Origin of the sequence: Methylobacterium nonmethylotrophicum (assembly GCF_004745635.1) — a bacterium.
GTDB classification, from domain to species: Bacteria; Pseudomonadota; Alphaproteobacteria; order Rhizobiales; family Beijerinckiaceae; genus Methylobacterium; species Methylobacterium nonmethylotrophicum.
Window position 1 is genome coordinate 322,065 of sequence record NZ_SRLB01000005.1, and the last position, 16,838, is coordinate 338,902.

General features: G+C 70.4%; 17 protein-coding genes and 1 pseudogene. 5 read left to right on the forward strand and 13 right to left on the reverse strand.

Features of this window, described 5'->3' with window-relative positions:
• Nucleotides 1–2: 2 nt before the first annotated feature.
• Together EU555_RS36910 and EU555_RS08365 are read right to left on the reverse strand one after the other, a co-directional pair.
• Nucleotides 3–122: pseudogene (locus EU555_RS36910) on the reverse strand (IS481 family transposase); the annotation flags it as partial.
• A 7-nt stretch (nucleotides 123–129) separates the two neighbouring features.
• The gene (locus tag EU555_RS08365; RefSeq protein WP_135414209.1) at nucleotides 130–843 is read right to left on the reverse strand and encodes a transposase; all 714 of its coding nucleotides are present in this window, start codon (nucleotides 841–843) and stop codon (nucleotides 130–132) included.
• 142 nt (nucleotides 844–985) lie between these two features.
• On the opposite strand from EU555_RS08365, the gene EU555_RS08370 reads away from it, so the two are divergent.
• Complete coding sequence (locus tag EU555_RS08370; protein WP_135414210.1) at nucleotides 986–1,219, forward strand: hypothetical protein; 234 nt, start codon at nucleotides 986–988, stop codon at nucleotides 1,217–1,219.
• Between the two features lie 245 nt (nucleotides 1,220–1,464).
• Here the strand turns inward: EU555_RS08370 and EU555_RS08375 are convergent, their stop codons facing one another.
• The 6 genes from EU555_RS08375 to EU555_RS08400 all read right to left on the reverse strand — a co-directional run bounded on the left by EU555_RS08375 (nucleotide 1,465) and on the right by EU555_RS08400 (nucleotide 6,876).
• Nucleotides 1,465–1,953: an Lrp/AsnC family transcriptional regulator gene (locus EU555_RS08375; protein ID WP_135414211.1), complete on the reverse strand. Its 489-nt coding sequence runs from the start codon at nucleotides 1,951–1,953 to the stop codon at nucleotides 1,465–1,467.
• A gap of 77 nt (nucleotides 1,954–2,030) precedes the next feature.
• The gene (locus EU555_RS08380; RefSeq protein ID WP_135414212.1) at nucleotides 2,031–2,405 is read right to left on the reverse strand and encodes a hypothetical protein; all 375 of its coding nucleotides are present in this window, start codon (nucleotides 2,403–2,405) and stop codon (nucleotides 2,031–2,033) included.
• Between the two features lie 113 nt (nucleotides 2,406–2,518).
• The gene (locus tag EU555_RS08385) at nucleotides 2,519–3,430 is read right to left on the reverse strand and encodes an ROK family protein (protein ID WP_135414213.1); all 912 of its coding nucleotides are present in this window, start codon (nucleotides 3,428–3,430) and stop codon (nucleotides 2,519–2,521) included.
• A 4-nt stretch (nucleotides 3,431–3,434) separates the two neighbouring features.
• Nucleotides 3,435–4,772: a C4-dicarboxylate transporter DctA gene (dctA, locus tag EU555_RS08390; RefSeq protein ID WP_135414214.1), complete on the reverse strand. Its 1,338-nt coding sequence runs from the start codon at nucleotides 4,770–4,772 to the stop codon at nucleotides 3,435–3,437.
• A gap of 449 nt (nucleotides 4,773–5,221) precedes the next feature.
• Nucleotides 5,222–6,100, reverse strand: a complete 879-nt coding sequence (locus tag EU555_RS08395) for a CYTH domain-containing protein (RefSeq protein ID WP_135414215.1) — start codon at nucleotides 6,098–6,100, stop codon at nucleotides 5,222–5,224.
• Nucleotides 6,101–6,282: 182 nt separating this feature from the next.
• A complete protein-coding gene (locus tag EU555_RS08400; RefSeq protein WP_135414216.1) occupies nucleotides 6,283–6,876 on the reverse strand; it encodes a TetR/AcrR family transcriptional regulator in 594 nt (197 codons plus the stop codon).
• 68 nt (nucleotides 6,877–6,944) lie between these two features.
• On the opposite strand from EU555_RS08400, the gene EU555_RS08405 reads away from it, so the two are divergent.
• The 4 genes from EU555_RS08405 (at nucleotide 6,945) to EU555_RS08420 (ending at nucleotide 10,407) form a co-directional block, all read left to right on the forward strand.
• Nucleotides 6,945–8,258, forward strand: a complete 1,314-nt coding sequence (locus EU555_RS08405) for an MFS transporter (protein ID WP_135414217.1) — start codon at nucleotides 6,945–6,947, stop codon at nucleotides 8,256–8,258.
• Between the two features lie 161 nt (nucleotides 8,259–8,419).
• Nucleotides 8,420–9,328, forward strand: coding sequence for a thioredoxin (gene trxA, locus EU555_RS08410; protein WP_135414218.1), 909 nt, complete (start codon nucleotides 8,420–8,422; stop codon nucleotides 9,326–9,328).
• 143 nt (nucleotides 9,329–9,471) lie between these two features.
• The gene (locus EU555_RS08415) at nucleotides 9,472–10,140 is read left to right on the forward strand and encodes an LON peptidase substrate-binding domain-containing protein (RefSeq protein ID WP_135414219.1); all 669 of its coding nucleotides are present in this window, start codon (nucleotides 9,472–9,474) and stop codon (nucleotides 10,138–10,140) included.
• 63 nt (nucleotides 10,141–10,203) lie between these two features.
• Nucleotides 10,204–10,407: a Trm112 family protein gene (locus EU555_RS08420; RefSeq protein ID WP_135414220.1), complete on the forward strand. Its 204-nt coding sequence runs from the start codon at nucleotides 10,204–10,206 to the stop codon at nucleotides 10,405–10,407.
• A gap of 368 nt (nucleotides 10,408–10,775) precedes the next feature.
• On the opposite strand, the gene EU555_RS08425 is transcribed toward EU555_RS08420, so the two are convergent.
• The 5 genes from EU555_RS08425 to EU555_RS08445 form a co-directional block, all read right to left on the reverse strand.
• Nucleotides 10,776–11,771 (reverse strand): ABC transporter substrate-binding protein, encoded by a 996-nt coding sequence (locus EU555_RS08425; protein WP_135414221.1) that lies wholly within the window; start codon nucleotides 11,769–11,771, stop codon nucleotides 10,776–10,778.
• A gap of 460 nt (nucleotides 11,772–12,231) precedes the next feature.
• Complete coding sequence (locus EU555_RS08430; RefSeq protein WP_135414222.1) at nucleotides 12,232–12,981, reverse strand: proteasome-type protease; 750 nt, start codon at nucleotides 12,979–12,981, stop codon at nucleotides 12,232–12,234.
• Between the two features lie 142 nt (nucleotides 12,982–13,123).
• Entirely contained in the window at nucleotides 13,124–14,005 is an 882-nt protein-coding gene (locus tag EU555_RS08435; RefSeq protein WP_135414223.1) for a transglutaminase family protein, read from the reverse strand.
• A 106-nt stretch (nucleotides 14,006–14,111) separates the two neighbouring features.
• A complete protein-coding gene (locus EU555_RS08440; RefSeq protein WP_135414224.1) occupies nucleotides 14,112–15,056 on the reverse strand; it encodes an alpha-E domain-containing protein in 945 nt (314 codons plus the stop codon).
• Nucleotides 15,057–15,163: 107 nt separating this feature from the next.
• Nucleotides 15,164–16,603: a circularly permuted type 2 ATP-grasp protein gene (locus tag EU555_RS08445; protein WP_135414225.1), complete on the reverse strand. Its 1,440-nt coding sequence runs from the start codon at nucleotides 16,601–16,603 to the stop codon at nucleotides 15,164–15,166.
• Between the last annotated feature and the right edge of the window lie 235 nt (nucleotides 16,604–16,838).

Below are 16,838 nucleotides of genomic sequence, written 5' to 3' on the forward strand. Positions count from 1 at the left end.
TCGGTGTATGGTCCCGGAATGAGGTGCTGCGGAGCGAGCACGAACCGGTCCGGTTCTTTGGTCCAGGCCTGCCCGATGGGCTGGATCGGCGTGTTTCGGCGCGACGCTCTGAGGCACCTGGCGAAGAGGCTATCCCACTCGGGCGTGTCGCCATGCGACGATGGCAGCTGCGCAGTGGAGCAGGGCGAGGGCGTTCTGCCGCGTCTTGGACCAGCGGATCGGCAAGGCGCGGAAGCGGTTGACCCAGGAATGGCAGCGCTCCACCACCCAGCGCCTCGCCCGCTTGCCGCATTCGCGCGTCTCGACGATCTCCTCTCCGCGTCGCCGGAGATGCAGTTCGACGCCGTACTCGCCGGCTGTTTCGCGTGGGCCGGTGTCATCATCGCCCTTCTCCAGGCACAGGTGCTGCGGATCCCAGGCGCTCGGATCAGGCCGGGAGACCGGGATCGCCTCCAGCGTCTCGCGCGGCAGCAGGTGATCGTCGACGTTGGCGCCGGCGATCACCAGCCCCACCGGCACCCCGCGCCCGTCGGTAGACAACCCCTCCCAGTCGATCCCCACCAAGGCGTCGTGGGCCAAACGCCCCTCGCGCCAGAACGCCTCGAACACGCCGGCTTTCGTCCGTTCCTGGAAGCGGCGGTGGGCCGAGGACGAGGTGCAGATCCCTGTGGCGTTGAGCGCGTTCCACTGGCATCCGGTGCGCAGCACGACGATCGCGTCCATCGCCGCCCGATCGGGCACCCGCGGATCGTGGCACCCGAGCGGATGGCGCGGACGGGACGGCAGCAGCGGCTCCATCCGCATCCAGAGAGCGTCGGCGATACGCCAGCTGTCGTCCGCCATCGCAGGACGCCGGCCAGCTTGGCTCTTGAGCGTCGGCATCCTCAAGAGGTGCGAAACCCGAGCCGAGATGCCACCCCCAACCTTCCCTACCGGGATGGCCTCTAAGCGAAGACAGGGACGCGGCACCGTGCGATACGGACCCATGCCTGCAAAGAAGCCGAAACAGACCGCCTTCACCGTCGCCGTCTCGGCCGCCGACGACGGGGCCAGCCCCCCGGCCACCCGGGTCTACGTCGCCATGGCGGCCGATCCCCTGGCGGCCGTCGCCGCCGTGCAGGCGGTGGCGCCGGAGGCGGCGGTGGAGTTGAGCGGCACTCTCTCCGACCGCCTCGCCGCCCGATTGAGGCTGCGTCCGGGCGAGGTGCGGCCGATCTGACGCAAGTCGGGGCCGTTCGCCGCGGAGGCGGTCCGGCATCTCGGCCAGGATCTCCCCGCGACATCCCGCGGCCGCGAAGGCGGAACCCGGGATCGCTCGTCGCTGACGCTCGGGTCTGAAGCGGAGGCGTCCCGCTTTCTGCACCGTCAGGCCTCATCGGCCCCGGGTTCTCGCCTGTGACGAGCCCCGGGATGAGGCGGAGATCGCTGGAAGCGGAATGACGTCACCAGACTATCAAAAACGAATCATTCCTTCAGGTGATCCAGCGGCAATGCAGTGGTGTACTTCACCTGGTCGAGCGCGAAGCTCGAGCGTATCTTCGCGACGCCCGGGATGCGGGTGAGGTGGTCGACGATCAGCCGCTGGTACTCGGCCAGGTCCTCGACCACGACCCGCAGCAGGTAATCGGCCTCGCCGCTCATCAGGTAGCACTCCATCACCTCCGGGCGGGAGCGGATGGCGTCGGAGAAGGCCTGGAGGGCGGCCTGGGTCTGCTTCTCCAGGGAGACGTGGACGAAGACGTTGACATGCAGGCCGAGAGCCTGCGGATCGGCCACCGCGACGCAGCGCCGGATGATCCCCTTGGCCTTGAGGTCGTTGACGCGCCGCCAGCACGGCGAGGTCGAGAGGCCGACCGCCTCGGCGAGGTCGCCGATGCCGATCTCGCTGTCCTGCTGCAGGTGCTCGAGAATGCGGATCGAGGCCGGATCGAGGTCGACGGGTCTGGCCGGCACGCGCGTGTCTCCTGGCGGGCTCGAAGGGCCCGCCCTCCGAGCAAACCCGCATCGGCGGCCTCAAGGCAAGGGGCGCCTCAGCCGGACACGCGGTCGACCGCCGCCGCGGTGTCCTCGGGCCGGGTGTTGAAGGCGATGCGGGCGCCCGGCGCGGCCCGGTGCACCGCGTTGAGGATGGCTTCGAACACCGCGAGATGCGCACGCGACTGGCGCACGCCGGCGCCGATCACCACGCAGTCGTAGGACGCCGACCCGAGCCGCTGCGCCACGATCCCGGCGGCGGCCGCGTCCGGCCGGACGAGGCAGTGCTCGGCGGTCCAGCCGCGCTGGCGCATGTCGTGGAGAGTGCCCGTGATTCCGGCCCGGACCTTCTCGGCGTCGAGGCCCGGCGGCAGGGCGGGATCGGAGAAGTCGACCGCGTCGGGCTCGTAGCCGACCAGCAGGATCCGCATCGAACGTCCTCTCGCCCTGTCCTCTCGTGACATCGGAGCGGAACGATACTCGGCGATCCTCACGATGCCCAGGGTCATCCCGCCGTCGCGACGCCCGAGGCGATCCCGCGGCGTCACCCCACCCCGTTCCACAGCCACGCGGCCCCGCGTACCCCCGAGGCGTCGCCGTGCCGGCTCGGCCGGATCGGGGTGTCGAAGCCGCCGCCGAAGACGTGCGGGGCGACGCGCGCCGGCAGGGCTTCGTAGATCTCCGGGATGGTCGAGAGGCCGCCGCCGAGCACGATCACGTCGGGGTCGAGCACGTTGACGATGCCGGCGATGCCGCGCCCGAGCCGGTCGAGCCAGGCGGCGAAGGTTGCCCGCGCCGCCGGGTCGCCGGCCCGCATCGCCGCGATGATCGCCTCGCCGGTGATGGCCCGGTCGGTGCGGCGGGCGTGGTCGGCGGCGAGGCCGGGGCCGGAGAGCCAGGTCTCGAGGCAGCCGTGCCGGCCGCAATAGCAGGCCGGGCCCGGGCGCTCGTCGTCGCGGGGGGCAGGCAGCGGGTTGTGGCCCCATTCGCCAGCGATGCGCTGGCGCCCGGAGAGCGCCCGGCCCGACAGCGCGATCCCCGAGCCGACGCCGGTGCCGAGGATCACGGCCCAGACCACGGCCGCCCCCTCCCCCGCCCCGTCGACGGCCTCCGAGACGGCGAGGCAGTTGGCGTCGTTCTCGAGCCGCACCGGGCGGCCGAGAGCGCGTTCGAGATCCTCGCCGAGAGCCCGGCCGTTGAGCCAGGTCGAGTTGGCGTTCTTGACCCGGCCGGTCTGCGGCACCAGGGCGCCGGGGATCCCGAGTCCGACCGTGCCGGTGCCGCCGCCTTGCGCCTCCAGCGCCGCGACGAGGCCCGCGATGGCGCGAAGCGAGGCGTCGTAATCGCCCCGCGGGGTCGCGACCCGCTGCTCGGCCAGGACCCGGCCGGCCCCGTCGAGGACGATCCCGGCGATCTTGGTGCCGCCGAGATCGATGCCGATGCGGAGCGGGCCCATCCGGTCAGGGCGCGACCGGGACCGGCTTCTCGTCCGCGATCTCGGTGCCGATGGCGACGGGGTTGGCCATCACCTCGCGCAGCTTGACCGGGTCGAGCTCGCCCTCCCAGCGGCTCACCACCACGCAGGCGACGCCGTTGCCGACGAGGTTGGTGAGCGCCCGGCATTCCGACATGAACTTGTCGATGCCGAGGATCAGCGCCATCGCGGCGACCGGGACCGGGTTGCCGGGAATGGCACCGAGCGTCGCCGCGAGCGTCACGAAGCCGGCGCCGGTGACGCCCGACGCGCCCTTCGAGGTCAGCATCGCGACCGCGATGATGGTGGCGTACTGGCCGAAGCTGAGGTCGGCCCCGACGGCCTGCGCCAGGAACAGCGTCGCCAGCGTCATGTAGATGTTGGTGCCGTCGAGGTTGAACGAGTAGCCGGTCGGAATGACGAGGCCGACGACCGAATCCGAGGCGCCGAGCCGCTTCATCTTCTGCATCATGTGCGGCAGCACCGTCTCGGACGAGGAGGTGCCGAGCACGATCAGGAGCTCGTCCTTGATGTAGGCCAGGAACTTGAGGATCGAGAAGCCGGAGAAGCGCGCGATCAGGCCGAGGACCACGAGCACGAACAGCAGGCTGGTGAGGTAGAAGGTGGCGACGAGGCCGATCAGGTTGCCGAGCTTGCCGATGCCGTACTCGCCGATCGTGTAGGCCATGGCCCCGAAGGCGCCGATCGGCGCGAGCTTCACGATCATGCCGATGATGCGGAAGAAGATCTCGCCCGCCGCCTCGATGGCGTGCATCGCCGGCTTGCCGCGCTCGCCGAGCCCCGTGATGACGACGCCGGTCAGCACCGAGATCAGCAGGATCTGCAGGAGGTCGCCGCCCGCGAAGGCGTCGAAGTAGCTTTTGGGAATGATCGCCATGATGTGGGCGACGGTGGAATCCGCCTGCGCCTTGCTGGCGTAGCCGGCGACCGCCTTGGCGTCGAGCTTCGCGGGATCGACGCCGAAGCCGGCGCCCGGCTGCACGATCTCGCCGACGACGACGCCGATGACGAGGGCGAGCGACGACACCACCTCGAAGTAGATCAGCGCCTTCAGGCCGACGCGGCCGACCTTCTTGAGGTCGCCGATCGACGCGATGCCGTGCACGATGGTGCAGAAGATGATCGGCGCGATCATCATCTTGATGAGCGCGATGAAGGCGTCCCCGAGCCACTTCATCGCCTTGGCGGTGTCGGGCGCGGCATAGCCGAGCACGACGCCGACCGCGATGGCGATCAGGACCTGGATGTAGAGGACCCTGTACCAGGGCTGCGACGAGCCCGGGGCCGACGCGGCGTGCTGCATGATCGTTCCCTCCCCACGGTGCCGGCCGCCGCCTGGCATCGGCCGTCGCGCTGCGGCCTTCGCCGCGTCTGCATTCTGGAATGGTCCGCGGCCCGGACAGTGTAGGAAGTCCGTCCCGAGAGTTCCAAGTCGAAATTCGCCGTAACCCTTCGGCGTGTCCCGTCTCGACCCGGTGCCCCTGGGACAAACGGAATCGAGGCCGCCCGATGGCTGCCGCCCGCGCGGCCGCCGTCACCGGCGGCCGGTGGACGACCGGATGCAGGACCGGGTGGAGCGCGGCATGCCGCGTGGGCGCCGCCAGGTCAACGGTCTGCCGGATTAACGGGAGGGGTTCAACCGTGCAAAGCCGCCCAGGCGCCGCCCGAGACCAACGACTTGACAAAAAAATCCCGGGCTCCGGCAGGCGGAACCCGGGACGGGTCGTCGGGCGGTCGCGGAGGTTGCGCGGCTCAGGGCGTCGGCTGGGTCCGGCGCGGGCGCACCGTCCAGCGCTCGAAGGCCGGGGTGCCGTCGTCCCGGGCCGCATCCCCGCCCGGCACCGCGGCGCCGAGGGCCTGGGACAGGCTCTCGATCACGTCGTCGATGCGAGTGTCCTGGTGCGGCTCCGGCGGCGGGGGCGGGGACGGCTCGGGGGCGGCCTCGGCCTGGGGCGGCGGAGGCGCCGGCTCGTGATGGACGGGCTCGGGCTCCGGCGGGGGCGGCGGCGCCGGCTCGGGGGCCGGCGGCGTCGCGATGCGGCGCAGCGCATTGACCACCCCGCCATCGTCGCCGTTGCGGCTCGGCGCGGCGTAGCGGCCGAAGCCGTAGCGCGGCTCGATCAGGTCGAGCACGGCGTCGAGGGCGGCGTTGGACAGGCCGATCTCGCCGGGCTGCGGCACCCCCTGGAGGGCGATGCTGCGGCCCTCATAGGCCGGGTCGGCGCTGACCTCCGGGCCGAACCAGGGCGGGACCGGGAAGCCGCTCGCCTCGTCGGGATTGTCGAACACCACCGAGACGACGTCGACGGCGCCCGGGGCGACGTAGCGGTCGAGCAGGGCGTCGCGGCCGTTGCCGAGCGCGACCTGGGTACGGTCGTAGGCGGCGCGGCCGGCGCAGACGTCGAGGAGCGCGTCGCCGTGGGCGCGCGGCACCTCGGTGCGCTCCTCGTTGGCCGAGCCGCCGTCGGAGGTCACCAGCACGAGGTGGCACTGCCCGCCGTCGACGCGCACGAACGAGGTCCGGCCGGCCTGGGGCGGGAAATAGCCCTCGGTGATGCGGGAGGAGCCGCGCTCCTTGCGGATCAGGCGGACCAGCGCCGGCGCAACCTGGAAACGTCGTACGAGGGTCATACGCTCCACTCCACGGGGGTCGCGGCCGTGTGCCGCGATCGGCGTCAATTCTCGCGTATCGACCGATCGAGGTGACGGAATCAAGTCCACCCGCCCGCCTAGCCCGGTTTATTGACGGAATTCTATGGCGTGCCGTTGCGGGCGGCCGCGATGCTGGCGGCGATCCCGGGCGGGCCAGGGCCTCATTTGATGCTCGCGGCGATCAGGGCGTCGGCGGCGGCACCGAGCGAGCGGTTCGGCCCCTCGGCGCCGAAGATCTGCCCGCACGCGAAGGCGCCCTCGAGGAGGAGGAGCAGGGAATCGGCGAGGCGCTCGGGCGCCCGGGCGCCGATCGTCCCGGCCACCTCGGCGAGGCGCGCGTGCAGGGCGCGCTTGCTGTCGAGCACCGCGGCGCGGGCGGGATGGTCCGGCTCCGGGTACTCGACCAGGGCGTTGGTGAGGCCGCAGCCGCGAAAGCCCGGGCGGGCGCTGCGCGCGGCGACGCCGGCGAGGAACGCCACGAGGCCGGCCCGGGGATCGCCCGGATGGGCGGCCAGCGCCTCGTCGAGGCGGCCGCGCAGGGTCGCGTCGTAATCGGCCAGGCAGGCGACCACGAGGGCGTCCTTCGAGGCGAAGCCGCGATACAGGCTCGGCTTCGTCACCCCGGCCCGGGCCACGATCTCGTCGACCCCGACGCCGCGGATGCCGCGGCTGTAGAACAGCTCGCGCGCGGCCGCCCGGATCCGGTCGCCGGCCCGGGCCGGCTCGTTCCCGTCGCGACCGCTGCCCTGTGCCATGTTCACCCTTGACGATGTTACTGACCGGTACGTATCGTCGTAGCACGATTCGGGGAGGATGTTCCAGCATGAGTTCGACCGTGTCGCCGCGGGGCATCGCGCCCCCGGCCCCTCTCTCTCCCCGACAGCGCCCGTTCGGCCAGAACTACGCCTTCGTGGTCGTCGGCGTGATCTTCCTGTGCCTGCTCGCGGCGGCGGGCCTCAGGGCCTCGCCGGGCGTGCTGATCCTGCCGCTCGAGCAGGCCTTCGGCTGGAACCGCGGCGTCACCTCGTTCGCGGCCGGGCTCGGCATCTTCCTGTACGGGCTGGTCGGTCCCTTCGCCGCCGCGCTGATGCAGAGCTTCGGCATCCGCCGCACGCTGCTCTGCGCGCTGGCCCTCATGGCCGGCTCGACGGCGCTCAGCGCGCTGATGAGCGAGCCCTGGCACCTCGTCGCCACCTGGGGCGTGCTGTCGGGCCTCGGCAGCGGCTGCGTCGCCATCGTGCTCGGCGCCACGGTCGTCAACCGCTGGTTTGCCGTGCGCCGCGGCCTGTTCATGGGTCTCCTCACCGCCAGCACCGCCACCGGCACCCTGATCTTCCTCCCCGGCCTCGCGGCGATCGCGCAAGCCGGCGGCTGGCGGCCGGTGGTGCTCACGGTGGCCTGCGCCATCGCGGCGCTGATCCCCCTCGTCGCCTGGCTCCTGCCGGAGCGGCCCTCCGATATCGGGCTCACCCCCTATGGTGCGGCTCCCGGCACCGCCTCCGAGCCGCCCCGGCGCGCCAATCCGTTCCGCGCCGCGATCGACGGGCTGGTGCGGGCGAGCGCCAAGGGCGATTTCTGGCTGCTCTTCGGCACCTTCTTCATCTGCGGGCTCACCACCAACGGGCTGGTGGGCACCCACCTGATCTCGTTCTGCGCCGACCAGGGCATCCCGGAGGTGCGGGCCGCGGGGCTCCTCGCGCTGATGGGCGTGTTCGACCTCATCGGCACCACCGGCTCAGGCTGGCTCACCGACCGCTACGACCCGCGCAAGCTCCTGTTCGTGTATTACGGCCTGCGCGGGCTGTCGCTGATGGCGCTGCCCTTCACCGATTTCTCGTTCTACAGCCTGTCGATCTTCGCGGTGTTCTACGGCCTCGACTGGATCGCCACGGTGCCGCCGACGGTGCGGCTCGCCAACGAGGCCTTCGGCGAGCGCGACGCCCCGATCGTGTTCGGCTGGATCGCCGCCGGCCACCAGCTCGGCGCCGCGACCGCGGCCTTCGGGGCGGGCCTGGTGCGGGCGTCCGAGGGCCGCTACCTCGAGGCGTTCCTGGCCGCAGGGCTCACTGCCGTGATGGCGGCGCTGATGTCGCTGATGATCGGCCGGATGCGCCAGGCGGCGCCGGCGGCGGCCTGAGACGGCGCCGGGCGCGTCGCAAGGGCGCGTCCGGCCTCCCGTTTGTCCTGGTCCCGTCCGGGCTTATCACGCCTTGCCCTGGCCGGGGCGGCCGGTCTACCCCATCTGTCTGGCGGGCCGTCCGGGCTCGCGACGTGAAGGCCGTTCTCCCGAGGTCATCGATGCTCACCGACACTCCTGCGGCCGGCCAGCCCCCCGCGGGCGCCCTGATCAAGGACACCACCACCGCGACCTTCCGGCAGGACGTGATGCAGGAATCCCTGCAGCAGCCGGTGCTGGTCGATTTCTGGGCGCCGTGGTGCGGGCCGTGCAAGCAGCTCACGCCGATCATCGAGAAGGCCGTCAAGGACGCCGGCGGCAAGGTGAAGCTCGTCAAGATGAACATCGACGAGCATCCCCAGATCGCCGGCCAGCTCGGCATCCAGTCGATCCCGGCGGTGATCGCGTTCCAGCGCGGCCAGCCGGTCGACGGCTTCATGGGCGCCCTGCCCGAGAGCCAGGTGAAGGCCTTCATCGAGCGGCTGGTCGGCCCCCTCGGGCCCACCGCGGTCGAGGACCTGATGGCGGAGGCGCAAGCCGCCGCCGAGGCCGGCGACCCGGATGCGGCGGCCGAGATCTACGCCGCGGTGCTGGGCCAGGAGCCGGGACATGCCGGCGCGATCGCGGCGCTCGCCCGCCTCCTCCTCGACCGGGACGACCTCGAGGGCGCCCGCCGCTTCCTCGAGGCGGCGCCCCCCGAGGCCGCCAAGGACCCGGCGATCGCCGCGGTGAAGGCGGCGATCGAGCTCGCCGAGCAGGCGGCCTCCCTCGGCGACCTCGCCGGCCTGCAGCAGCGGATCGAGGCCGACCCGGCCGATTACCAGGCCCGGTTCGACCTCGCCCTCGGGCTCAACGCCAAGGGCAAGCAGCAGGAAGCGATCGACCAGCTGATCGAGATCGTCCGTCGCGACCGGTCGTGGAACGAGGACGGCGCCCGCAAGCAGCTGCTGCAGCTGTTCGAGGCCTGGGGCCCGATGGACCCGATGACCATCCGCGGCCGGCGCAAGCTGTCGGCGCTGATGTTCTCCTGACGCCCGCTCAAGTCCATCCGGCGCGGCATTTACGCCGGAGAGGTATCCACGCCGGAGGCGAGCGCCCTAGAACGTCAGGGATGAGCCCGGGCCCGAGAACAAGAGGCCCGGAACCCCCTTCGATCCGCGCGGGAGCGACGCCGATGAGCATGAACGTCGCCTACAAGGGCCCGGCCGACTGCCCGGCCGTGATCCCGGTCTTTCCGCTCCCCGGTGCCCTGCTGCTGCCGCGGGGCCAGATGCCGCTCAACATCTTCGAGCCGCGCTACCTCGCGATGGTGGACGACGCGCTGCGCACCGACCGGGTGATCGGCATGATCCAGCCGGATGCCGAGTCCGGCGAGACCCCGCTGTCGCCGAAGCTCTTCCGGGTCGGCTGCGCCGGCCGGGTCACCCAGTTCGCCGAGACCGGCGACGGCCGCTACCTGATCTCGCTCACCGGCATCGCCCGGTTCCGGATCGAGGAGGAGCTGTCGACCACCACCGGCTACCGGCGCTGCCGCGTCACCTTCGCGCCGTTCGAGAGCGACTTCCACGCCCGCGCCGGCGAGGAGGCGGTCGACCGGGCCGGCGTGCTGCGGGCTTTGCGCGATTTCGTCGAGGCCAACGACCTCAAGGTCGACTGGGCCGGCATCGAGGAGGCGCCGAACGAGGCACTGGTCAACGCGCTCTGCATGATGAGCCCGTTCGGCCCGCGGGAGAAGCAGGCGATGCTGGAGGCCCCCGACCTCAAGACCCGGGCCGAGGTGCTGATCGCCGTCACCGAGATGGAGCTGGTGCGCGGCTCGGGCAGCGAGCCGACGCTGCAATAGGCGGCGCTTTGGGCTAAAGCCTCCGGGCAAAGTCCCGCACCGGACCGTTCGGAAGGATTCGTCGTGACCGATTCCCCCTCCCCTCTCGATGCCACCCGCATCGACCCGAAGCTGCTCGAGCTCCTGGTCTGCCCGCTCACCAAGGAGCGGCTCGAGTACGATTCCGGGCGCCAGGAGCTGATCAGCCGCTCGGCCAAGCTCGCCTACCCGATCCGCGACGGTATCCCGATCATGCTGCCGGAAGAGGCGCGGCCGCTGGCGGATTGAGGGCGGGGGCGCACAGTGCTGAAGGGCGGGACGCGCGCCTGCGCGCCCGCCCCGCAATATCGGTACCTGGGCGGCTCGGCTGCGCGCGTGCCTGCCGGGAGTGGAATGCAGCGGTCGAGCTGATCGGTGACGGGCGCCGGAATCGCGGCCGTCACCGCTTGCGGCGTACCGGCAGGCAGCCTCGACGTCGTGCCTCTCCTCGTGTCCCGCGGCGTTGCGGCCTGTCCGAGACACTCTGAAACGGCGCGGAGCCAGTCAGCGTTCGCGTTTCCACGATAGTCGGCAACTGACCTCCACGGTCCTACCGCGGACAGGTCGAACGAGCCGGGCACCACTTCCCGAGAAAGGGCGATCGCCTTTTTCCCGCCTTACTCGAGGACTTCGTCCGTGCGAGCAAGCATGGCATTTGGGATCGAAAGTCCGAACGCGGCGAATGTCACGAGGTTGAGGACGAGTTTGAATTTCGTCGGATTCTGAACTGGCAATTCCGCCGCACGTTCCCCTCTTAACAAACGATCCACGTATTCTGCCGTTCTTATATATGGTTCATTCGGCTCTATCCCGTAGGACATGAGGCCGCTCGCTCTGGCGAAGGTGCTCGAATAGGCGATCGCGGGAACCTTGAACGCCCTGCTCATCTCCGCCAACTTATCGAGATGTCCGGTCGTGAACGGATCCGGCAGTATGATCGCGCCACTTTGTGCGCGTGCCGCCTCAGCAAACGCCTGTTGCGCTTCTCGTTCCGAGCGTACTCGAGCGATGACGAGGCGAATGTCCGTCGCTGCCGCCGCCTCGCTTATCGTGGCAAGATAGTACTCGCCCCGGCCGGCAGCGAGATCGGGGTTGAACAGGATGACGACGCTGCGGAGGCGAGGACAGGCTTCGTGAAGCAAGTTCAGCCATTTCCCGCCAAGCGCGGCCATATTGTTGCTGAACCCAGTCACGTTGCGGCCAGGACGAGAAAGGCTCGCGACGAACCCGCTCCCGACCGGATCGCCGGAGAACGCGAACACGACCGGAATGGTGCTGGTGCGTGTGACGATGGCGCGAGTGTCGGGCGTCGAGCCGGTCACGATCACGTCCGGCTTCGATGAAACGATGCTTTCGGCGAGAACCTCCCGAAGATCATCCCGTCCTTCGGCCCAACGCACGTTCATCTCGAGCGCGTCAGTGCCTGGCCCCCAGCCAAGCTCCCGGAGCCGTGCTTCGAACGCCGCAAGTCTCTGTCCGGCTGCGGGATCGGTTGCGGCGTAGCTCAGAAGGACAGCAAGCTGCCGGGGGCGACCGTGTTCCCCGGCGAAGACCGGCTCGGGAGTGAGCCAAGCGGCGGCGGGCAAAAGCATCAAGACGTCACGCCGGTTCACGCGACCCTCCGCGAAGTGGATCCGTTTGCGCCGCGCATCAACTCCGGAAGGCTGTGGCGAGCCGGTGAGGCGCGAACGCGACGATGCCGACCTTGGTGGCGGAACTCCAGTCTCCCCTGGATCGATGCCGGCGGGAACTGCTCTCCTCGGCCTGTCTCGGCGAAGACAGACCCAAAGACGCTCTTGGTAACAAGACGCTCTTGGCAGGAAGTCGCGGCTTCCGGTCCAGGTAGCCGAGACATAGAACGATGGAGGGTGATCTCCTGGAGAGGGACGTGAGCCCTTCCTCGCTCTCGTCTTGAAGAACGCGCGCCTCCGGTTTCCAGGCTGCGCTGCGCGGCCCCGACATGACTATGGCGGACGGCAATCCGTCAGGAACGCATCACGATCGCGTCAGCTCACCCCACCTGCGACGTCCGCGCGAGTTCAATCGCGGGTGGCTGCAGCCGGCGGCCCCCGCCTACTTCGCCCCCGGCCCGTAAGGCGGCCGCGGGATCGCCCGGTGGGCCGCCCGCAGGGCCGCCGACCAGCGCTCGCGCAGGTCGTGGAAATAGGGCTCGCCGGCCTCGATCCGGTGCAGCACCTCGGTGTCGCAGATGTTGCGGCGGATCACCGTGAGGTCGATCGGCAGGCCGACGCCGAGATTCGAGCGCATGGTCGAGTCCATCGAGACCAGGCCGACCTTCAGCGCGTCGTAGATGTCGGTCCGGAAGGTCACCGCGCGGTCGAGGATCGGCTTGCCGTATTTGTGCTCGCCGATCTGCAGGAAGGGCGCGTCCTGGCTGCAGGCGATGAAGTTGCCGGCCGAATAGATCATGTAGAGCCGCATCGGCCCGTCGCCGATCTGGCCGCCGAACAGGAACGACACCTCGAAGCGCAGCTGCGCCGCCTCGAAGCCGGCGCGCTCGATCGCCCGGACCTTGCGGATCGCCCGCCCGATCAGCTGCGCGGCGCGGAACATCGTCGGGGCGTCGTAGATCGTCTCGAGCTTCGCCGTATCGGGATCCTCGACGCCCTCGACCAGGAGCGAGAGCACCGACTGGGTCACCGAGAGGTTGCCGGCCGAGGCGAGCGCCAGCACCCGCTCGCCGGGCTTGGTGAACATGTGGAGCTTGCGGTAGGTCGAGATGTCGTCGAGGCCCGCATTCGTGCGGGTGTCGGCGATCATGACGAGACCCTCCTCCACCAGGATCCCGACGCAGTAGGTCATCGCTCGCCACCCCCCTGCGAGCGACCCGATACCGCTCACGGGCGCCACCCTGACGCAGCCCGTCGCCCGAATCCAGCCGAATCCGCTGCCGCCGGGTGAGGTGGGCCACGCCTATCGCGGCGCCGCCACAGGGAGCCGCGGGTCAGCCCTGCGCCTGCGCCTGGGCCGGCCGGGCTTTCGCCTGCTGGGCCTGGGCCTGGGCCTGGGCCTGGGCCTGGGCGCGGGCATCGTCGACCCGGACCCGGACCGTCATGGTCTCGGTGCCGCCGCCGGTGCGGCTGCCGCGGACCGGCGCGGCGTCGAGGTAGTCGAGGCCGACCGCCACCCGCAGGTGGGCCTCCGTGACGGCAATGCCGTGAGCGGGATCGAACCCGACCCAGCCGAGATCCGGCACCCGGGCCTCGACCCAGGCGTGGCCGGCCTCCTGCACCGACACGTCCGGCCGCCAGAAATAGCCCGAGACGTAGCGCACGGGGATCTCGAGATGGCGCGCCGCCGCGATGAAGACATGGGCGAGGTCCTGCCCCACGCCCTTGCGCAAGGCGAAGGCCTCCGCCGCGGTGGTGCTGGCGCCGGTCGGGCCGGGGGCGTAGTCGACCGCCTGATGGACGGCGGCGAGCAGGCGGTGGAGCCGGTCGAGGCGGTCGGCGCTGGCGCCGACCGCCTCGTCGGCGAAGGCCCGGATCGCCTCGTCGGCGACGGCGAAGCGCGATTCGCGCAGGTAGAACGGGTCGGGCAGCCACTCGGCCGTGCCGCGCATCACCCCGTGGGTCTCGGTGGTCTCGACCTCGCCGGTGACCCGGATGGTCAGCGCCTCCTCCGGGCCGTCGGCACTGAAGACGTGGACGACGTTGCCGAAGCCGTCCTCGCGCCGGCTCAGGCGACCGTCGACGGTCGGCTCGATGCGCCAGGCGCGCACGTGCTGGCCGTCATGGTCCCGCGGCGTGAGCCGCAGCATCTGGATCAGGCCCCGGGCCGGGCTGTCGTACTGGTAGACCGTCTCGTGGACGACGCAGATGCGCATGGTGTCGCGAAGCTCGCTGTCACGCTGAAAGCGGGGCCGTGGGGGCGGTCTACACCGTCCCGCGGGACGGCGAAACCTGGCCGGATCCGGGCCCTCCGGCCGACGCTCAACCCAGGTACTGCTCGATCACCGCCGCCCCGAGGCGGTTGTTCTCGGCGATGAACTCCTGGATGAACTCGTGCAGGCCGGAGGCGAAGATCTCGTCGACCGAGAGGTCGTCGAGCTTCGCCGCCATGCCGCGGGCGAGGCGCTGGCTCGGGCCGCGCCGGCCATAGGCGTCGGCGATGCGGTCGAGGTTGAGCACCAGCATCTCGTAGCAATTGGCGAGGGAGCGCGGCATCTCGCGGTTGAGGATCAGGAGGTCGGCCACCAGCCAGGGCTTGATGCTCTCGCGGTAGACCCAGTGATAGGCGGTGAGCGCCGAGACCTCGCGCAGGATCGTGGTCCACTGGAAGTAGTCGAGGCTGCCGCCGACCCGCTCGGTCTCGGGCAGGAGCACGTGGTACTTCACGTCGAGGATGCGGGCGGTGTTGTCGGCGCGCTCGATGGCGATGCCGAGGCGCGTGAACCAGTAGGAATCGTTGCGCAGCATCGTGCGGTAGGCCGAGCCGTCGAAGGCGAGCGACACGCCCTTCACCCAGTCGAGGAAGCGGGCGAACTCCTCCCGCGTCATGTCCCGGCCCTCGAAGCTGCGCAGGTGCAGGAAGGCCTCGTTGATCGCCTCCCACATCTCGCTGGTCAGGGCCGTGCGCACGGAGCGGGCGTTCTCCCGGGCGGTCTGCAGGCAGGAGCGGATCGAGGACGGGTTGTTGGGGCTGAAGGCCAGGAAGTCGCGGACCGTGTGCTCGTTGACGCTGTCGTAATGCTGCCGGAACAGGTCGATGTTGCCGGCCGAGGCCAAAGCCGATTCCCACTCGTTGGCGTCGGCGCCGCCGTAATTGGCCGGCAGGGCGGAGAGGCGCAGGGCGGCGTCGAGGATGCGGGCGACGAAGTCGGCGCGCTCGGCGTAGCGCGAGAGCCAGTACAGGTTGTCGGCGGTGCGGGAGAGCATGGCGGGACTTGAGGGCTCACGCTGTGGCGGTGCGGTCGGACCCGGCCGGGCGCGCCGTGGCGCACGGCCGGGTCCTGGGTCTCGAGGGCGGATCGTCGCGGCGGCGCTCAGCCGTCGAGCACCCAGGTGTCCTTGGTGCCGCCGCCCTGGCTCGAATTGACCACGAGCGAGCCTTCCTTGAGGGCGACCCGGGTCAGCCCGCCCGGCACGATCCGGATCTCCTCGGCGCCCGAGAGCACGAAGGGCCTGAGGTCCACGTGGCGGGGCGCGACGCCCGAGGCGACGAAGGTCGGGCAGGTCGAGAGCGCCAGGGTCGGCTGGGCGATGAAGCCGTCCGGCGCGTGGCGCAGCTTGCGGCCGAACTCCTCGATCTCGCGCTTGGTGGCGTGGGGCCCCACCAGCATGCCGTAGCCGCCCGAGCCGTTGACCTCCTTGACCACGAGGTCGCCGAGGTTCGACAGCACGTAGGAGAGTGCCTCCTTCTCGCGGCAGCGCCAGGTCGGGACGTTGTGCAGGATCGGCTCCTCGCCGGTGAAGAAGCGCACGATCTCCGGCATGTAGCTGTAGACCGCCTTGTCGTCGGCGATGCCGGTGCCGACCGCGTTGGCGAGCGTGACGCTGCCGCTCTGGTAGGCGCTCATCAGCCCCGGCACGCCCAGCACCGAGTCGGGCCGGAACACCAGGGGATCGAGGAAGTCGTCGTCGATGCGCCGGTAGATCACGTCGACCCGCCGCGGCCCCTCGGTGGTCCGCATGTAGACCACGTCGTCCTTGGTGAAGAGGTCGGACGCCTCCACCAATTCGACGCCGAGCTTGTCGGCCAGGAACGAGTGCTCGTAGAAGGCCGAGTTGAAGCGGCCGGGCGTGAGCAGCACCACCGTCGGGTCGCGGGCCGCGCTCATCGGCGCGAGGCTGCGCAGGGTGGCGAGCAGCGCGTCCGGATAAGCCTCCACCGGCGACACCCGGTGCTTGGAGAACAGCTCGGGGAAGAGCCGCAGCATCACCTCGCGGTTCTCCAGCATGTAGGAGACCCCGGACGGCGTGCGGGCATTGTCCTCCAGCACGAAGAACTGGTCCTCGCCGGTGCGCACGATGTCGATGCCGGCGATGTGGACGTACTTGCCGTGCGGCACCTCGAAGTCCCGCATCTCGAGCCGGTAATGCGGGTTGCGGTAGACGAGGTCGCCCGGGATGATGCCGGCCTTGATGCATTCCTGCGGGCCGTAGACGTCGGCCAGGAACATGTTGAGCGCGGTGACGCGCTGCTTGAGGCCGCGCTCGAGGAACCCCCATTCGGGCTTGGTCAGCACCCGCGGGATGATGTCGAACGGGATCAGGCGCTCGGTCGATTCGTTGTCGCCGTAGACCGCGAAGGTGATGCCGATCCGGCGGAAGAACAGCTCGGCCTGGCTGCGCCGCGTGTCGAAATGCTCCGGCGGGGTGGTGTCGAGCCAGGTCTTGAGCGCCGCGTACGCCTCGCGCACGGCGGCCTGGCTCAGTCCGCTCTCCTGGACTCCGGTCATCTCGTCGAACGCGCTGAGCGGCATGGGCGTCCCTCTGTTTGCCCCGAAGCTAGACGCAAGACGGGGGCCAAGGCAAAGGAAATGCACCTTGAGCCCTTCCGTTGCACCGATCCTCGCGCAAGGTCAGGCAGGTCGTGCCGGGACGCGTCGGGGACGGGGCGGATCTGCTTACATTTTGAGCAGATGACTTGGGGCGACCCGGCTCGGCGGCGAGTTCGACGCGCCCCGTCGTCCCGGGGCCGCGCCGCGGGGAACCCGG